Here is a 17539-nt window from a genome sequence, read left to right as displayed (position 1 = left end):
CCGCCTCTGTGTATAAGGCGAAGTGAGCGAATATAACGCGATATTTACACCCTTGACAAGGATGGATGCGCGGATTCGCTTGATTTAGCCCGCATAATTGGCACTGACGAAGTCCCAGTTGACCTTGTCCCAGAGGCTTTCGAGGTACTTGGGACGGGCGTTGCGGTAGTCGATGTAGTAGGCGTGTTCCCAAACGTCGACGGTCAGGAGCGCGGTCTTGCCCGAGGTCATGGGCGTGCCGGCGTTGGAGGTGTTGAAGATCTCGATCGAGCCGTCGGCATTCTTGACCAGCCAGGTCCAGCCCGAACCGAAGTTGGTGGCGGCCGATTGCGCGAACTGCGTCTTGAACGCGTCGAACGAGCCGAACTTGGCATCGATCGCCGCTGCCAGCGCGCCGCTCGGGGCGCCGCCGCCATTGGGGCTGAGACAGTTCCAGTAGAAGGTATGGTTCCAGACCTGCGCGGCGTTGTTGAAGAGACCACCGGAGGACTTCAGGATGATGTCCTCCAGACTCATGTCGGCGAACTCGGTGTCCTTGATCAGGTTGTTGAGATTGGTGACATAGGTCTGATGATGCTTGCCGTAGTGGTAGTCGATGGTCTCGGCCGAGATCACCGGCTCCAGGGCATTCTTCTCATAGGGGAGGGCGGGTAGTTCGTGCGTCATGGCTGTGAAGTCTCCTGCGTTTCAGCGTGGGATCCAGGATAATTTTCGAATGCATCGTCACCATGCGGTCGGCTTACCGTTTTTGCAACCATCGCCCGCTAGCGATTACGCTATCCTCTTGGCGATAGACATCTGATCGCTTTGCAGGAGAAGACCTTAAATGTGCGGTATCTGTGGCGAGCTTCGGCTCGATGGCGCGCCGGCCAATCTGGACGCGATCGAGCGCATGATGGCCGAACTGACGCGGCGCGGCCCGGATCATGGTGGCCGTTACAGCGACGGGGCACTGGCCTTCGGGCATCGGCGGCTGGCCATCATCGATCTGTCTGCGCGCTCCAATCAGCCGCTGGTCGATGCTGAGTTGGGGCTGGCGCTGGTCTTCAACGGCACCATCTACAACTACCGTGCGCTGCGGCGCGAGCTGGAGTCCAAGGGCTATCGCTTCTTCTCTGAAGGTGACAGCGAGGTCATCCTCAAGGCCTGGCATGCCTGGGGGACCGAATGCGTCGAGCGACTGCACGGCATGTTCGCCTTTGCGATCTGGGACGCCAACCGGCGCTCGCTGTTCCTGGCGCGCGACCGCTTCGGCATCAAACCGCTCTACTGGTCGGAGCAGGGGCGCATTCTGCGCTTCGCCTCCAATCCGCAAGCGCTGCTGGCCGCCGGTGGCGTTGATGCGCGGATCGATCCAGTCGCGCTGCACAATCTCTTTACGCTCCATGCCGTGGTTCCGGCGCCACGCACCATCCTCCAGGGCATACGCAAGCTGGCGCCCGGACACTGGCGACTGATCGAAGCCGATGGCCGCCAGACCGAGCAGGCCTATTGGCGTCTCACGGCTCAGCGTCCCACGTCGCCGTTATCCGAAAATGAATGGCTGGAGGCCATCCACGCCGCCCTGCGTCACGCGGTCAAGATCCGTAGCGAGGTCGCCGACGTGCCGGTTGGGGTGCTGCTCTCGGGCGGGCTGGACTCCAGTCTGCTGGTCGCCCTGCTCGCCGAGGCCGGAGTCGCGGATCTGCGCACCTTCTCGGTCGGTTTCGAGGACACGCCCGAGGAGGCCGGCAGCGAGTTCGAATACTCGGATCTGGTCGTCGAGCACTATGGCACGCGCCACCATAAATTCCTGGTGCCCAACGACCAGGTGCTGACCCGACTGCCTGAGGCGATCGACGCCATGGCCGAGCCGATGTTCGGTCAGGATGCGGTGGCCTTCTATCTACTCGCCGAGCAGGTCTCGCGCGAGATCAAGGTCGTCCAGTCGGGGCAGGGCGCCGATGAGGTGTTCGGCGGCTATTTCTGGTATCCGCGCATGGCCGCCGAGACCGTCGGCTCGCCGCTGGAACGCTTCGCCAAACACTATTTCGACCGCGATCACGACGAATATTTACGGATGATCAGCGCGGCCCATGCCGGCGAGGACCATACTTCAGTGCTGATCGCCGAGCGTCTGGCCGAGCCGGACGCCGACACCTTCATGGATGCCGTGCTGCGGCTGGATGTGACCACGCTCATCGTCGACGATCCCGTCAAGCGTGTCGACAACATGACCATGGCCTGGGGTTTGGAGGCGCGCGTGCCCTTCCTCGATCACCAGCTCGTCGAACTGGCCGCGCGCTGTCCGCCCGAACTCAAGCTGCGCGAAGGCGGCAAGTATCCGCTCAAGGCGCTTGCCCGTGGTCTGCTGCCGGAGGCCGTGATCGACCGACCCAAGGGCTATTTCCCCATGCCGGCGCTCAAATATGTGCGCGGTCCCTTCCTCGACATGATGCGCGATGTCCTGACCTCGCGCGCCAGCCGCGAGCGCGGTCTGTATCGCCAGGACTATCTCGATCAGCTCCTGGCCGCGCCCGACATGCACCACACCCGCATCCAGGGCAACAAGCTCTGGCATCTGGCGTTGCTTGAACTCTGGCTCCAGCGTCATGTCGATTGAATGGTTGCATCACGCCTCAAAGGAAGTTTGAAAATGCGCCTGCCCGGCCCGATTCTGAGCGTGGAGCATCATTTACAGACTATGAGGAATCCCGTGATGGATGTCTTGGAACGTATCGGCGAGCAGGTCAAGAACAACCCGGTCGTGATCTACATGAAGGGCACGCCGCAATTTCCGCAGTGCGGTTTCTCCATGCGCGCGGCGCAAGCCTTGCAGCAGTGCGAATTGCCCTTTGCCTATGTCAACGTCCTGCAAGACCCCGAAATCTTCGAACACCTGCCGCGCTTTGCCGACTGGCCAACCTTCCCGCAGATCTACATCGACGGTGAACTGGTGGGCGGCTGCGACATCACGCTCGAACTGCATGCCAGCGGCGAGCTGAAGACCTTGATGGAGCAGGCCGTCGCCAAATCCGGAGCCGACTGAGCGATCAATCCGAGTCCTTGGTGACCCCGGCCAGCACCTCGGAATTACGCTCCCAGTAACGCTCTGGGTCGAGTTCACGCCAGCGATTGACGACCGCGCAGAACAGGCGCGCGGTCTGCTCGGCGTCATAAACGGCCGAATGCGCCTCACTGTGCAGCCAGCGCAGCCCAGCCGCCTTGGATGCCTTGGCGAGCACGGTCTGGCCGAACATCAAGCCACCGAGCGTCACAGTATCGAAGACGCTGAAAGCATGGAACGGATTGCGCTTGTAGCCGGTACGCTCGACGGCGGCCTTGATGAATCCCAGATCGAAGTGCGCATTGTGCCCGACCAGGATGGCGCGATTGCAGCCGGTCGATTTCACCGCCTTGCGGATCGGCGTGAGGATGCGTTCGAGCGCGTCCTGCTCCGAGACGGCGTCGCGGAAGGGGTGGTGTGGGTCGATGCCATTGAAGGCCAGGGCGCGCGGGTCAAGCTCCGAATCGACGAAGGGCAGCACATGGCAGGCCAGCGTTGAGGCCGGCTCCAGCAAACCGTCTGGGCGCTGGCGGATGATGACGGCCGCGATCTCCAGCAAGGCGTGACGCTGGGCATCGAAGCCGGCGGTCTCGACGTCCACCACGACGGGTAGAAAGCCGCGAAAGCGCCGTGCGATGCCGGAAGGGATGGTGTCCTGTTCTCTCATCGCCACAGCATAAGTATGTCCAGCCTAAATGCCAATGCCCTTGACTGCTTCGTCTCTCCGATGCAGGTTCGCGCTGTGGTAGGATTTGGTCAATTCATTGATGAGGTCGCCGAGCATAATGGCTATGGACATGGGGTGCTGTGGGTTACGCGCGTTGAGTTGCCTGGTGGTGCCGGCGCTCTTGCTCGGATGTGCTTCCAAACCTGATCGTGAGGTCGATCCGCGCGATCCATTGGAGCCCTATAACCGGGCCGTCTTCCGCTTCAACATGGATTTTGACAAGGCGTTCGTGCAGCCGATCGCCAAAGGCTATCAAAAGGTGACACCCGAGTCGGTCGATCGCGGTATCACCAACTTCTTCGACAACATCGCCGACGTGACCTCGGCGGTGAACAACGTCTTGCAGTTCAAGATGTCGCGCGCCGGCAGCGATGTCGGGCGACTCTTCATCAACTCGACCGTCGGTGTGCTGGGCTTCATCGACGTGGCCACCAATGTCGGTCTGCCGAGCTACAAGGAGGACTTCGGTCAGACGCTTGGTTATTGGGGTCTGGAGCAGGGCGCCTATCTGGTCATGCCGCTTCTGGGGCCGAGCAGCATGCGCGATGCCCTCGGCATGGGGGGTGACATCGTTACCGATCCGCTGATCAGTCTCAGGGAGCATGAGGTGCGCTGGGTGCTGCTCGGGGCGCAGGTGATCGACCAGCGCGCCGATCTTCTCACCACGACCCAGATCATCGAGGACGCGTCAATCGATCCCTACAGCTTCGTGCGCGATGCCTATCTCCAGCGCCGTCAGAATCTGGCCTACGACGGCCATCCGCCGACCGATGAATCACAACCCGATTTCTGGGACGAGGTCGAATTCTGAGCCGCGTCGTTCGCAACTCCAGCGTTCAACGGCGCTCGATGCGCCAGCCGATGGTTTCGGCCGCGCGCATCGGAACCACCTGACTGTCGCCGAAGGCATAGCTCTCAGGCACGGTCCAGGGCTCGCGGATCAGCCTGATCCGCGCCTGATTCCGGGGCAGGCCGTAGAAATCCGGGCCATGCAGACTGGCGAAGCCTTCCAGCCGCTCCAGCGCACCGGCCTGATCGAAGACCTCGGCATAGAGTTCCAGCGCGGCATGGGCACTGAAGAGACCCGCGCAGCCACAACGGCCTTCCTTGCTGCCGACCGCATGGGGTGCGCTGTCGGTCCCTAGGAAAAAGCGCGGATGGCCGCTGGTTGCGGCCTCGACTAGCGCCAGCCGATGGCGCTCGCGCTTGAGCACCGGCAGACAATAGAAGTGCGGCCGAATCCCGCCGACCAGGATAGCATTGCGGTTGTAGAGCAGATGATGCGGCGTGATGGTCGCAGCCAGGGTCTCGGGGCCGGAACGCACGAAGCTCACCGCCTCGGCGGTCGTCACATGCTCCAGCACGATTCTGAGCCCTGGAACCTGGTCGATGAGCGGGCGTAGCACCCGCTCGATAAAAACCGGCTCGCGATCGAAGATATCAATCGCCTCGTCCGTCACCTCGCCATGCACCAGCAGCGGCATCCCGGCCTCACGCATGGCCTCCAGCACCGGCTTGAGCCGGGGGATGTCGGTCACGCCGCTCTCGGAGTTGGTGGTCGCGCCGGCCGGATAGAGCTTGCAGGCCGCCACCAGACCACTGTCCTTAGCGCGCGTGATCTCCTCCGGCGTGGTGCGGTCGGTGAGATAGAGCGTCATCAGCGGCTCGAAATCGCGGCTGGCGGGGAGGGCGGCGAGAATGCGCTCACGATAGGCGAGCGCCTGCTCGGTCGTCACTACCGGCGGCTTGAGATTCGGCATGACGATGGCACGCGCGAACTGACGCGCGCTCAAACCCACCACATCGGCCATAGCCGCACCATCGCGCAGATGCAGATGCCAGTCATCCGGGCGGATGATCTCGATCGAGGCGTACTGTGCCATGACTCAGGCGACCTGGGGTCCGGCAGCGGCGATGCGCGGGTCGACCTGATCGGCGAACTTGGCGAAGTTCGACGCGAACATACCGGCGAGCTTGCGCGCCTGGGCATCGTAGTCGGCACCATTCGACCAGGTGCTGCGCGGATCCAGGATTTTGCTCGGAACGTCCGGGCAGGATTCAGGGATCTGGAGACCGAAGATCGGATCGACCCGGGTCGGCACGCCATCGAGCCGACCGTCGAGCACGGCGTTGACCATGGCGCGGGTGTGCGGAATCTTGATCCGCTCGCCGACCCCATACGGACCGCCACTCCAGCCGGTATTGATCAGCCACACCTGGGTGCCGTGCTCGGCGAGTCGCTGGCCGAGCAGGGCGGCATACCGCTGCGGATGCAGGGGCATGAAGGGCGCGCCATAGCAGGCGCTGAACACCGGCGAGGGTTCAGTGACACCCTTCTCGGTGCCTGCGACCCGTGCCGTGTAGCCTGAGATGAAGTGATACATGGCCTGCTCGGGCGTCAGGCGCGAGACCGGCGGCAGCACGCCGAAGGCGTCGCAGGTCAGAAACAGCACCACGCTGGGATGTCCGCCGACGCCGGTCTCACTGGCATTGGGGATGGCGCTGATGTGATAGGCCCCGCGCGTGTTCTCGGTCAGCGACTCATCGTCGAGATCCAGCCTCCGGTCCTCGGCGCGCACGGTCACGTTCTCCAGCACAGTGCCAAAGCGCTGGGTGGTCGCGTAGATTTCCGGCTCGGCGCTCGGTGAGAGCCGGATCATCTTGGCATAGCAGCCGCCTTCGAAGTTGAAGACACCGTTCGGACTCCAGCCATGTTCGTCGTCGCCGATCAGGGTGCGCGCGGCATCGGCCGAGAGCGTGGTCTTGCCGGTGCCGCTCAGGCCGAAGAAGAGCGCGGCGCGCCCGTTCGGCCCGATGTTGGCCGAGCAGTGCATCGGCAGCACGTCGCGGAAGGGCATCAGATAGTTCATCACCGTGAACAGCGATTTTTTGATCTCGCCGGCATAGCTGCTGCCGCCGATCAGCACCAGCTTCTTGGCGAAGTTGACCAGGATGAAGGTCTCGGTGCGCGTCTTGTCGAGCGACGGGATGGCGTGGAAACGCGGCACGGCGATGACAGTGAACTCCGGCACCAGGGTGTCGAGCTCGTCCGGACTCGGCTGGATGAACAGATTACGCGCAAAGAGACTGTGCCAGGCGTACTCGGAAATGATGCGCACCGGCATCCGATAGTCTGGATCGGCGCCGACATAGCAGTCCTGGACATAGATCTCCTTCATCTGCAGATAGGAGGCCAGACGATGATGGAGCAGCTCAAAATGCGCCTCATCGATCGGCTGGTTGATCTCGCCCCACCAGATATGCTCGCGGCTGCTCGGCTCATCGACGACGAACTTGTCGTTGGCCGAGCGTCCGGTGTGATGACCGGTACGCACCACCAGCGGTCCCATGTGCGAGAGGACTCCCTCGTGCGCCCGGATGGCCTGCTCGTAGAGCGCCGGGGTCGGCAGGTTCCAGTGGATGGTGTCGAGATTGTAGAGGCCGTGATTGTCGAGCGAATGCTCGGTGGGTCGACCAGAGACGCGCATGGGAGGCTCCTTCGGGATGCCGGCTTCGGATGTTCGAACGATCATGTCAAAGCCTAGCATATTCAAGCGGTCGCGCGAGGTGTCTCAACGTCGCCGCAGCGAGACCCCGGCAATCACCACCGCCAGCGCGACCAGGGCGACCACCAGGCTCGCCAGTGCATTGATCTGGGGCGAGACGCCCATGCGCACGCTCGAATAGATCACCATCGGCAGCGTGGTCGCGCCGGGGCCGGAGACGAAGCTGGCGATGACCAGATCATCCAGCGAGAGCGTGAAGGCCAGGAGCCACCCGGAGAGCAGCGCCGGGGCGATCAGCGGCAATGTGATGCGCAGATAGACCGTCAGCGGACGCGCGCCCAGGTCCATCGCGGCCTCTTCCAGCGAGCTGTCCATGCGCGCCAGACGCGAGCGCACCACCACCGCGACATAGGCCATGCTGAACGTGATGTGGGCGATGGTGATGGTGCTGAAGCCACGTCCGTCCGGCCAGCCGATGGTCTGTTGCAGCGCCACGAACAGCAGCAGCATCGACAGACCGATGATGACGTCCGGCATCACCAGCGGCGCGGTCAGCAGCAGTTCCAGCCCGGTGCGTCCGCGAAAACGTCCGTGACGCACCAGGGCATTGGCAGCCAGCGTGCCCAGCACCACGGCGATGGTGGCATTGAGCGCGGCGATGCGCACACTCAGCCAGGCGGCATCGAGCAACTGCCGGTTGTGCAGCAGCTCGCCGTACCACTTGAACGAAAAGCCCGACCACACGGTCACCAGCCGCGATTCGTTGAACGAATAGAGGATGAGCAGCAGAATCGGCACATAGAGAAAGGCATAGCCGAAGGCCAGCACGCTCAGCAGCGGCCAGGAACGTCGTCTCATGTCCGTCCGTCCTCGTCGTCCTGTTGCAGCCGCTGCATGAGCACGAAGGGCACCACCAGCACCGCGAGCAGCACGATCGCCAGCGCCGAGGCCAGCGGCCAGTCCTTGTTGGCGAAGAATTCGGTCCACATCAGTTTGCCGATCATCAGGCTGCCCGGACTGCCGAGCAGATCGGGGATCACGAACTCGCCGACCACCGGGATGAACACCAGCATGCTGCCGGCGACGATGCCCGGCAGCGACAGCGGCAGGGTCACGCGCGTGAAGGCGCGCCAGGGTCGGCAGCCCAGATCCGCAGCCGCCTCCAGGAGCGTCGGATCGAGCCGGGTCAGGTTGGCATAGAGCGGCAGGATCATGAACGGCAGATAGGAATAGATCACGCCGATATAGACGGCCGTCTGGGTGTGCAGGATCTTCAGCGGCGTGTCGATGACCCCGAGCCAGAGCAGAAAGTTGTTGAGCAGCCCATTGGCGTTCAGGATGCCGATCCAGGCATAGACCCGGATCAGAAACGAGGTCCAGAACGGCAGGATGATGAGCATCAGCAGCAGAATACGCCGCCGTTCAGGCGCGGTGGCGATGGCATAGGCCATGGGATAGCCGAGCAGCAGACAGCCGAGCGTGCCGACCAGTGCGACCCAGAGCGAGTTGAGCAGGGCCGCCAGATAGATGTCGTCCTCGCGAATCAACTGGAAGTTGCCCAGGTTGAGGCGGATTTGCAGGATGCCCTGTTCGGCCCATTCCCAGAGCGCGGTGTAGGGCGGCTGGGCCAGCAGTGGCTCGGCCAGACTGATGCGCAGCACGATGGCGAAGGGCAGGAGAAAGAACAGCCCCAGCCACAGATAGGGCAGGCCGATGTTGATCAGCCGGCTCAGACGGTGCTCACCGCTCGGCCGGAGCCGCTTCGACCGCTTCGAGAGCCGGGTCATCACTCGGTCAGCACCACGCCGCTGGTCGGCGACCACTCGACCCAGACCTCCTGCTCCCAGGTCAGCGCCTGCTCGGTGCGCGGCTGGATGTTGGTCAATGTCATCTCGACCAGGGTGCCGCCGCCGGTGCGGATCCGATAGATCGACACGTCACCGAGATAGGCGATGTCCTCGACCACGCCCTGGAGCCGGTTGACGCCGTCATCGCTCGGGGTTTGGCACAGACGCAGCTTCTCGGGCCGGATCGCCACCACCACCGGCGTGCCGATCGGATGCGGTTGGAGACTGCGCATCTGCATCAGACCACCGAACTGGGCCTCGATCAGGACATCGTCACCCTGGATCTCGACGATCTTGCCTTCGAACAGATTCACCGAGCCGATGAACTCGGCGACGAAGCGGCCGTTGGGGAACTCGTAGATGGCCGTCGGGGTGTCGACCTGCATGATCTGGCCGGCATCCATGACCGCGATGCGGCTCGACATGGTCATGGCCTCTTCCTGATCGTGGGTGACGGTGACGAAGGTGATGCCGAGCCGCTCCTGGAGGTTGACCAGCTCGAACTGGGTGTTCTCGCGCAGACGCTTGTCGAGCGCGCCGAGCGGTTCGTCGAGCAGCAATAGCTTGGGGTGCTTGGCGAGACTGCGGGCGAGCGCCACGCGCTGGCGCTGACCGCCCGAGAGCTGATCGGGCCGGCGTTTGCGTAGCTCCGTGATCCGGAGCAGATCGAGCATCTCGCCGACACGCTCGGCGCGCTCGCGGCGCGGCAGCCGGTCCTGCTTGAGTCCGAACTCGATGTTCTGCTCCACCGTCATGTGCGGAAAGAGCGCGTAGGACTGGAACATCATGTTCACCGGCCGCGAGTAGGGCGGCACGTCCGTGACATCCACGCCGTCGATATAGATACGCCCGCTGGTCGGATACTCCAGACCGGCCAGCAGGCGCAGCAGGGTCGACTTGCCGCAGCCTGAACTGCCCAGGAGCGAGAAGAACTCGCCCTGAAAGATGTTCAGGCTGACATCATCGACCGCATAGACGTCACCGAACTGCTTGGTGACGCGCTCGATGCGCACATAGGGCGCGGCCTTGGGATCCTGCCAGGGTTCCAGCGGACGGCGATCGGAGGGACTGGGCACGAGGCGACGCGATTCGTTCAGCGGTTGGACTTCAAGCGTGTCCACAACCGATTGAGGTGGCGCATCTCACGCTCACTGCGCTCATCGGGCGTGAATAGCCGCGCGCGGACCTCGGACGGCGGATAGATGCCGGGGTCATCGCGCAACTCGGCCTCGATCAGGGGCGTGGCCGCCTGATTGGGGTTGGCGTAATAGACGTAGTCCGAAACGTCGGCGATCACGCTCGGGTCGAGCAGATAGGCGATCAGGGCCTGGGCGGACTCTGGATTGGGTGCGTCCTTGGGGATGGCCATGACATCGGTCCAGAGCACCGCGCCCTCGCGCGGGATACGATAGACGACCGCCACGCCCTTGTCGGCTTCTTTGGCCCGCTCGCGCGCCTGGAGCACGTCGCCCGAGTAGCCGTGGGCCACGCAGGTGGCGCCATTGGCCAGATCGCTGATGTATTGTGACGAATGGAAATAGCGAATATGCGGACGCGCGGCCTTGATCAGCTCGGCCGCGGCCTCCAGATCCTCGGGAGCCTGGCTGTTGGGATCCTTGCCCAGATAGGCCAGCGCGGCGGCGAACACCTCGGTGGGGTCGTCGAGCAGGCTGATGCCGCAGCCGGCGAGCTTCGACGCCTGTTCAGGATCGAAGATCAGCGCCCAGGTATCGAGCGGCGCGTCCTCGCCGAGCGCGGCGCGGACCTTGTCAGGATTGACGCCGAGTCCGGTGGTGCCCCACAGATAGGGCACCAGATGGGCGTTGCCCGGATCGACTCTGGCCAGACTGGCCATGATGGCCGGATCGAGCTGGTCCAGACCGGGGAGCTTGGACCTGTCGAGCGGCTGGTAGATTCCGGCCTTGATGTGTCGTGCTGCAAAGGGATGCGCGGTCGGGAAGACCAGATCATAGCCGCTCGCGCCGGCCAGCAGCTTGGCCTCCAGCACCTCGTTGGAGTCGTAGAGGTCGAGCACGGGGCGGATGCCGGTGCGTTCCTGGAAACCGGACAGGGTGTCTTCGGCGAAGTAGTCGTTCCAGTTATAGATGTGGACCCGATCCTCGGCCTGGGCGATGGTACCGAGGGCCAGCAGGAACAGTGACAGCAGTAGACGCGGGGTCTTCTTGATTTGACCGGCCAATGACGGACTCCTCTGGGCGAGCAGTGTTCGATCATGGTGACGCCCCTAGCAGGGCGCCGGAACAACCAATAATGCTAACGCATGGAGCTAGCGAGCGGTATAGAGAATTCAAGGCCCGGCATACAGCCGATTGATGAGATTGACCAGCGTGTAGTGCCCGGCCCGGTTGACCGCCAGTTCCTCCTGCGCCTGGACCAGATGGAGCAGCAGCACCAGGACGGCGCTCTCGGCGAGTGCCACCAGGGTGGTGTAGAAGCTCACGCCGAGCGCGCGGGCGATCTCGCCGAGCGGCTGGCTGGCGGCGCTGGGGTCGATCAGCGACATGGCCAGCGCGATGCCGATCACGGTGCCGATGAAGCCGACGGTCGGAATCACCCATACCAGATAGCGCAACAGGGCGTAGTGCAGGTCGACGCGATGGGCGAGCAGTTCCAGGCTGCTGTTGAGTACGCTCACGGTCTGATCGACCGAGCGGCTCGCCTGGAATTGCAGGATGCAGAGGTCGATGAGTCCGGGCAGAAAGCCGTGTTCGCCGTCGTGACGTGCGGCGACGCGGGCGCGGATTGGCGGCAGGTCGTGGGACTGGAGCACGACTTCATAGGCGTGCGGCAGCAGTCCTTCGTCGATGATGGCGTGTTCGCGCGCGGCACTGCGCCAGCGGCAGAAGATTTCGCCGAGTCCCAGGAACAGGATCAGATGGGTGAGATTCTGTACCGTGAACGGATAGACGAAGGGATAGCCTGGCGGCGGTGCGGCCTGATGGTCGAGCAGTAGCGCGGCGGCGGTGCTTCCGGCGGGCAGCGTCAGACTGAGCAGAGCAATGAAGAGTGCGCCGAGCAGGACCGACAGCGGGAGGATCAGCGCGCGTGACGGGCGTTCCCAAAGGGTTTCGTGTAGACCGCTCATTGGCCGCACTCCTGACAGCGGGCGCCCTCGTGTTTGATACAGCCGCACTGACAGCGCACGAGCCGTCGGCCCGACAGCGGCGGTGCGGGCGGTTTTTGCGGGGTTCGGGGCGCGGCTCCCAGACCTCGGGCCTCCAGCAGCGCCGAGACCGCCAGGGTCACGGCGCCGAAGCGGACGCGATCGGCAGGCGCGACCACGGCTTGATGAATGCGGCGTGCGCTTCCGTCCGCTTCGATGACGAAAGTGCCGTTGGTGCTTCGGCAGTCGGTCAGCAGCAGGCGTCCGTCTTCCAGAACGCTCAATTCGGCATGATGGGCGCTGACCGAATCGTCGCCGAGCGGGATGTCGCGGGCGGCGTCGCGTCCGATGGTGATTTTGTGGTCCGGTCGATCCATTCGGCGTTATCTCCTGCGTCCGATCAGGCGCCGGAGCCAGGATTGGCGCTTGGGCGAGTCGGTCGCGTCCGGTGCCGGTTCGCAGGCCAGGATGGCGACCGTGGCGTTGTCCTGATGGTCGAGCGCACACTCACGCAGACGAGCGATCAGGTTTTCGGCGGCTTGCTGCGGGTCGCCGGGCAGGACGGCTCTGAGTTCTTCGGGCGACAGCACGCCATCGACCCCATCGCTACAGAGCAGCAGCCGGTCGCCCGGCTCCAGCGGCAGCGGGCGCAGGCTGGTGTCGATCTCGGGGATCTCGGACAGGCTGAGAAAGCTCGTCAGGGCATCGCGGTCGGGATGCGCGGCGATGGCGTCCGGGGTCAGTTCGCCGGTGATGACGCGCGGCCAGAGTTGATGCTCCAGGTTGTGCGGGTCGTTGCAGGCTGTCAGCGAGCCGTCGGCGGCGCGGTAGAGATAGAGACGGCTGTCGCCGACGCCGATCCAGTGCAGTCGTCCTTCGCGCACGGCGGCGGCGATCAGGGTGGTGCCGACTTCGCCTTCGCCGTCGGTGTTGCGGGCCAGGGCGTTGACGGCTTGGTTGGCGGCGTCGAGCGCCTGGGTCAGGGTTGCGGTGAGTGGCGTCGTCGTGGATGGACCGGCCTGGGTGAAATGGTCGAGAAAGGTCCGCACGGCGATACGGCTGGCTTCGCCGCCCCGTTGCAGACCGCCCATGCCATCAGCCAGAACCACCAGCACATCCCCGGTCTGGCGACCGCCGCGCGCCTCGCAGCCGAGAAAGCCGAAGGCGTCCTGCTGCTCGGCGCGTTGGCCGATCCATTGGGCGTTGCCCGGATGCAGGCTCAGGTTCGCGCTCATAACCCTTGGACTCCAGTGAGCCGCAGTTCGGTCTGACCGAAGCGCAGGACATCGCCTTCGCGCACCGGATGCGGCGCGGACAGCGGCACACCGTTGAGCCAGGAACCATTGGTCGAGCCGAGATCCTCCAGGATCAGCGTCCGGCCGCTCAGGCTTACGCGCGCATGACGGGCTGAGACCTCATCGTCTTCGGGGATGGCGAGGCTGGTTCCGGCTGCACCGCCGGGCGCGCGTCCGAACAGGGCGGCTGGGGATAGCACCAATCGCACCGACTGGCCCCGGCGCGGGCCGTTCATGAAGGCGACCTGGATCGCGGGGCCGCTCGGGGGCTGGGGCTTCGCCGGGGACTTGGGGATCGGGGGCGGGTCGAGGACGAGTGCCGACAGGGGTTCGGGTGACGGTTCGGCGGCGGAGGTCGGGTCGAGACGCTGGGCGGCGCGCGATTTGGCGCGGGCACGCCATAGCAGCACCAGCAGGAGCGCCAGCGTCAATCCGGCAGCGGTTGCATAGGGCCACCAGCGCGCCAACCCGTCGAGCGGAATATCGGCAGGCGTCTCGACCGGCGCTGTGGGCGGTTCGGGCGGCGTGTCCGGGACGATTTCGGTGTCCGGTTCGGATATTTCCGCCGGCGGTGTCGTCGGCTCGGGTTCGGGTGCGGACACGGGATAGAGCCGTACATCCATGCCGTCGTCGAGCGTCAGGCCCGCCGGAGTGGTCAGACCGATCCGCAGTCGCTGGCGTCGTCCGTCCGCGATGCAGTCGGCGCATTGCAGGCTGATGCGCGTGACAGCGTGCAGGCGCTCGCGCATGGCGGCATAGGCCGCGCCCGGATCGTTGCCGGCGGTCGCGTCGATGAGGAAACCGCCGGTGCGTCGGGCCAGACGGCCGAGATTGGCCAAACCGGCTTCGCGTTGCGCCCGGTCGCGGGTCTGGCCGAAACCGATGGCCAGAATGGGCACCGATCCCTCGTCGAGCCGTGCCAGCACCTCGTCGGCGCTCATGCCGCCGGGCGCGTCGTCGAGTCCGTCGCTCAGGATCAGGATGGCGCGGCGTCGGGGCAGTCCTTCGGCGCGCTGTCGGCCCAGGGTCAGGGCGGTTGCCAGCGCCTGATGCAGGGCGGTGCGGTCGTCGGTCGGGGCCAGTTGGTCGATGGCAGCGTTCAGGGCGGCGCGATCGGCGGTCGGCGGCACGCGCGTTTGCACCTGGGCGCCGAAGGTGATGAGCGCGGCCTGATCGTGCTCGCCGAGTGCGTCGATCCAGGTGCGCAGTGCCTGGCGGAGGCGGGCAAAGCGCGCGGCGTCGAGTGAGCGTGAGACATCGACCAGCAGCAGGGTCAGGACGCCCTCGCCGGTGGCGGCGAAGGGGGCGGCTTCGTCGACGGTGGCTGTATGTGCGCCGATCGTTGCTTGTAATCGTGTGGGGTCGAGTTCGGTCAGGGGCGCGCCGGATTCGTCGCGCACGGCGATATAGGCGGTGATCTCGGTGCCGGTGGCGACGGCCTGGGTGATGACCAGTTCGGCGGGTGAGGCGGCCTGGATCGCCGTCGCCGACAGGATCGACAGCACCAGCCACAGCCGCCGGAACCGGGAGCGGGATTCAGGATTTCGGTGCGGCATCTTGGGTCTTCTCCTCGACCGGCCAGACGAAACGCTCGCCGCAGAAGGGGATGAACAGTAGTGTGGTCTCGCCGAGTTCGACCCGGTCATAGGGGGCCAGCTCGACCGGGGCGATCACTTCTTCGTCGTTGAGATAGGCCAGTCCGCGACTGTCGCCGGGGGCGAGCCGGAAGGTGTGGCGTTTGGGGTTGTAGCTGATGACGGCGTGATTGGCGCGGCTGATGCTCGGGTCGCCGGTGATGGCGACGTCCATGCTCGGGTCGCGGCCGATGAAGTTGCGTTCGGTGTGCAGCCGGTAGTCGCGTCCGCGCTCCGGTCCTTCGATGCAGACCAGCCAGCCGACGACCGGGTCGACGCCGCCCATGCGTTTGGCCCAAACGTGGCGGGTGACGCCGGGGTCGCGTCCGACTCCGGGCGTGGGTGGGGTGTTGGCGGCGCGGGTGTGGCCGTCATCCGGGGTTGGACGGGCGCGGTTGGTATCGGCTGGGGTCAGGGGGCGGGTCGGGTTGATCTCCAGTCCAACCCCGCAGAAGGGACAGCTCGAATGTTCCTCATCGTTGTAGAAATGGCCGTTCCCGCAGGACACCATGCTCATCGTTTACTCCTTGTCGTTGGGGCGGATTGGGGTTGGCGGTCAGTCGAGCAGTGTCACCGCTCCGGACTCGGCGACGCGAAGGGTGGCGATGCGTTCGCGCTGCTTGAGTCGGTGGAGTCGGATCTCTTTGAACTGTGCGCTGCCGTCGCGATGGAAGACGCGCCCTTGGACGATGGTCGGTTTGCGCGCGTCCTTGATGTCGAACAGGTTGACTTCGATTCGATAGTCGCCGGGCGGGGCGTCGCGGATCTCCCAGACTTCGTTGGCCGGGCCGAGGATGGCGTCCTCGCTCAGTTCGCCCGGACGTCCGGGGATGCGTTTGTGTTCGTTCCACCAGAATTCGGCGCCGCTCGGGTCGATGACGTGCAGGTCGATGTCGTCGCGGGTGTCCCAGCGCACATAGAGTACGAGGAAGGTGCGCGCCAGTTGGCGGGCCAGTCCTTCGGCGCGGGCCTGTTGGCGGGCGGCCTCCTGTTGGGCTTGGTCGGCTTGGGTCTGGGCATCGCGCTGGGCGGTTTCGGCGGCGGCGAGTGCCTGGGTCAGGGCTTGGATTTCGGCCTGGTGGTCGATGGTGGTCTTGTCGTAGTAGGGCAGCAGGATGACGACGAGGATCAGGAAGGCGGCCATCGCGCCGGCGATGACGTCGAGCATGGAGAGGTTGAAGACGCTGATCTCGCGACTGCGGCGTCTCATGCGGGGGCATTCTCGGTGTCGATGAAGACGGCGATGGCGGTGTAGTTGTCCTGATCGGGGCGTACCTGACGGACGAGGTTCAGTTCGAGTCGGGCCAGCCATTGGGTCGGGTCGGGGGATTTGGCCAGGGCGATCTCCATTTCGGATTCGGTCACGGACTCCCAGAAGCCGTCGGTGCAGAGTAGAAAGGCGTCGCCGGACTGGAGTGTGAGCGGGGCGTCGGCGAGGGTTGGGCGTGGGGGTTTTTCTTCGCCGAGGGTGCGCAGCAGGCGGTTGCGGTCTTCATGGAAGCGGATCGCTTCGGGGGTGAGTTCGCCGGCGCGGACCAGGGCTTGGGGGACGCTGTGATCGGCGGTCTGAATCAGGAGGCGTCCGTCGCGGAAGGCGTAGAGTCGGCTGTCGCCCAAGTGGAGCCAGAGGGCGTGTTCGCCGTCGCTCATCAGGGCGACCAGGGTGGTGCGCATTCCTGATAAGGAGGGGTCTTTACTTTGGCGGGCGCGGAGTGATTCGGCGGCGGCGGTGACGGCGTGTTCCAGGGGTTCGGGGGTTAGTGGCGTGTCGGGTGGGAGGGCGGTCAGCAGGGCATCGACGGCGAGCCTGGAGGCGACCTCGCCGCCGCCGTGTCCGCCCAGGCCGTCAGCGACTATCCAGAGGCCGTCGCGCCAGTCGCAGGCGTCTTCATTGTCGGCGCGGGTGCCGGGGCGGCTGAGGGTGGCGGTTTGGAAGGTGAATGGGGTCATGGGTAGCCGGTGATGTTGCGCAGAATACTCTGCCTTCCGAATCAAATGCGATGCTGGTGCGTGAAAGCCGCAGAGCGAGCCATATTTTTCGCATTCAACGTCGCAACAGTTCATCAAGCGCGGCTTGTGCCTTAGCATGGCCCTGTCCGGCGGCTTTGCGATACCACTGCACAGCTTGAGAGTAATCCTGAGCAACGCCTAGTACCGCGCACTGTGAATTTTCGGGATAATCGCTCATCATTCTCCCACAGCCTGATTGTGAGTCGCTTCCCATGGCCCGTCCTGCCCCGTTGATTGAGCTACCCCCTGAACCACGCACCGTCCTGGAAGGTTTGGCGCGAAGCCGTGAAACCGCCCACAGCCTGGTGCAGCGGGCGCAGATCGTGCTGCGCGCTGCCGACGGTGAGCGT

General features: G+C 64.6%; 18 protein-coding genes. 3 read left to right on the top strand and 15 right to left on the bottom strand.

Annotated elements, in window-relative coordinates:
• Window positions 1–84: 84 nt before the first annotated feature.
• The gene (locus GJ668_RS05650) at window positions 85–666 is read right to left on the bottom strand and encodes a superoxide dismutase (RefSeq protein ID WP_155449174.1); all 582 of its coding nucleotides are present in this window, start codon (window positions 664–666) and stop codon (window positions 85–87) included.
• A 160-nt stretch (window positions 667–826) separates the two neighbouring features.
• Between GJ668_RS05650 and GJ668_RS05645 the strand changes: the two genes are divergently transcribed.
• A complete protein-coding gene (locus tag GJ668_RS05645; protein ID WP_155449173.1) occupies window positions 827–2602 on the top strand; it encodes an N-acetylglutaminylglutamine amidotransferase in 1776 nt (591 codons plus the stop codon).
• Window positions 2603–2698: 96 nt separating this feature from the next.
• Window positions 2699–3028 carry a Grx4 family monothiol glutaredoxin gene (gene grxD, locus GJ668_RS05640; protein WP_155449259.1) on the top strand — a complete coding sequence of 110 codons (330 nt, stop codon included), beginning with the start codon at window positions 2699–2701 and terminating at the stop codon, window positions 3026–3028.
• A gap of 4 nt (window positions 3029–3032) precedes the next feature.
• Here grxD and rnt read toward each other — a convergent pair whose 3' ends face one another.
• On the bottom strand, window positions 3033–3713 hold the full coding sequence (gene rnt / locus GJ668_RS05635) for a ribonuclease T (protein ID WP_155449258.1): 681 nt from the start codon (window positions 3711–3713) through the stop codon (window positions 3033–3035).
• A gap of 118 nt (window positions 3714–3831) precedes the next feature.
• On the opposite strand from rnt, the gene GJ668_RS05630 reads away from it, so the two are divergent.
• Window positions 3832–4584, top strand: a complete 753-nt coding sequence (locus GJ668_RS05630; protein WP_246194646.1) for an MlaA family lipoprotein — start codon at window positions 3832–3834, stop codon at window positions 4582–4584.
• A 25-nt stretch (window positions 4585–4609) separates the two neighbouring features.
• On the opposite strand, the gene pyrC is transcribed toward GJ668_RS05630, so the two are convergent.
• The 13 genes from pyrC to GJ668_RS05565 form a co-directional block, all read right to left on the bottom strand.
• Window positions 4610–5656, bottom strand: a complete 1047-nt coding sequence (gene pyrC, locus GJ668_RS05625; protein WP_155449172.1) for a dihydroorotase — start codon at window positions 5654–5656, stop codon at window positions 4610–4612.
• 3 nt (window positions 5657–5659) lie between these two features.
• Window positions 5660–7261 carry a phosphoenolpyruvate carboxykinase (ATP) gene (gene pckA, locus GJ668_RS05620; protein WP_155449171.1) on the bottom strand — a complete coding sequence of 534 codons (1602 nt, stop codon included), beginning with the start codon at window positions 7259–7261 and terminating at the stop codon, window positions 5660–5662.
• An 84-nt stretch (window positions 7262–7345) separates the two neighbouring features.
• Window positions 7346–8137: an ABC transporter permease subunit gene (locus GJ668_RS05615; RefSeq protein WP_155449170.1), complete on the bottom strand. Its 792-nt coding sequence runs from the start codon at window positions 8135–8137 to the stop codon at window positions 7346–7348.
• Window positions 8134–9066 (bottom strand): ABC transporter permease subunit, encoded by a 933-nt coding sequence (locus tag GJ668_RS05610; protein WP_155449169.1) that lies wholly within the window; start codon window positions 9064–9066, stop codon window positions 8134–8136. The genes GJ668_RS05615 and GJ668_RS05610 overlap by 4 nt, the downstream gene beginning before the upstream one ends.
• Window positions 9066–10202 carry a polyamine ABC transporter ATP-binding protein gene (locus tag GJ668_RS05605; RefSeq protein WP_186342910.1) on the bottom strand — a complete coding sequence of 379 codons (1137 nt, stop codon included), beginning with the start codon at window positions 10200–10202 and terminating at the stop codon, window positions 9066–9068. The genes GJ668_RS05610 and GJ668_RS05605 overlap by 1 nt, the downstream gene beginning before the upstream one ends.
• Before the next feature lie 17 nt (window positions 10203–10219).
• Window positions 10220–11326 carry a polyamine ABC transporter substrate-binding protein gene (locus tag GJ668_RS05600; RefSeq protein WP_155449168.1) on the bottom strand — a complete coding sequence of 369 codons (1107 nt, stop codon included), beginning with the start codon at window positions 11324–11326 and terminating at the stop codon, window positions 10220–10222.
• Window positions 11327–11434: 108 nt separating this feature from the next.
• Window positions 11435–12232, bottom strand: a complete 798-nt coding sequence (locus GJ668_RS05595) for a MotA/TolQ/ExbB proton channel family protein (RefSeq protein ID WP_155449167.1) — start codon at window positions 12230–12232, stop codon at window positions 11435–11437.
• Window positions 12229–12627 (bottom strand): FHA domain-containing protein, encoded by a 399-nt coding sequence (locus tag GJ668_RS05590; protein ID WP_155449166.1) that lies wholly within the window; start codon window positions 12625–12627, stop codon window positions 12229–12231. The genes GJ668_RS05595 and GJ668_RS05590 overlap by 4 nt, the downstream gene beginning before the upstream one ends.
• Window positions 12628–12633: 6 nt before the next feature.
• Window positions 12634–13485, bottom strand: a complete 852-nt coding sequence (locus GJ668_RS05585) for a PP2C family protein-serine/threonine phosphatase (protein WP_155449165.1) — start codon at window positions 13483–13485, stop codon at window positions 12634–12636.
• Window positions 13482–15101, bottom strand: a complete 1620-nt coding sequence (locus GJ668_RS05580; protein WP_155449164.1) for a VWA domain-containing protein — start codon at window positions 15099–15101, stop codon at window positions 13482–13484. Before GJ668_RS05580 ends, GJ668_RS05585 begins: the two co-directional genes overlap by 4 nt.
• The gene (locus GJ668_RS05575; protein WP_155449163.1) at window positions 15082–15696 is read right to left on the bottom strand and encodes an FHA domain-containing protein; all 615 of its coding nucleotides are present in this window, start codon (window positions 15694–15696) and stop codon (window positions 15082–15084) included. Before GJ668_RS05575 ends, GJ668_RS05580 begins: the two co-directional genes overlap by 20 nt.
• A 39-nt stretch (window positions 15697–15735) precedes the next feature.
• A complete protein-coding gene (locus GJ668_RS05570) occupies window positions 15736–16389 on the bottom strand; it encodes a YfaP family protein (protein ID WP_155449162.1) in 654 nt (217 codons plus the stop codon).
• The gene (locus GJ668_RS05565) at window positions 16386–17129 is read right to left on the bottom strand and encodes a PP2C family protein-serine/threonine phosphatase (RefSeq protein WP_155449161.1); all 744 of its coding nucleotides are present in this window, start codon (window positions 17127–17129) and stop codon (window positions 16386–16388) included. The genes GJ668_RS05570 and GJ668_RS05565 overlap by 4 nt, the downstream gene beginning before the upstream one ends.
• Window positions 17130–17539: the final 410 nt, after the last annotated feature.

This window comes from Allochromatium palmeri (genome assembly GCF_009720725.1).
In the GTDB taxonomy this organism is placed as follows: Bacteria; Pseudomonadota; Gammaproteobacteria; order Chromatiales; family Chromatiaceae; genus Thermochromatium; species Thermochromatium palmeri.
This window is presented reverse-complemented; position numbering and strand designations above follow the sequence as displayed.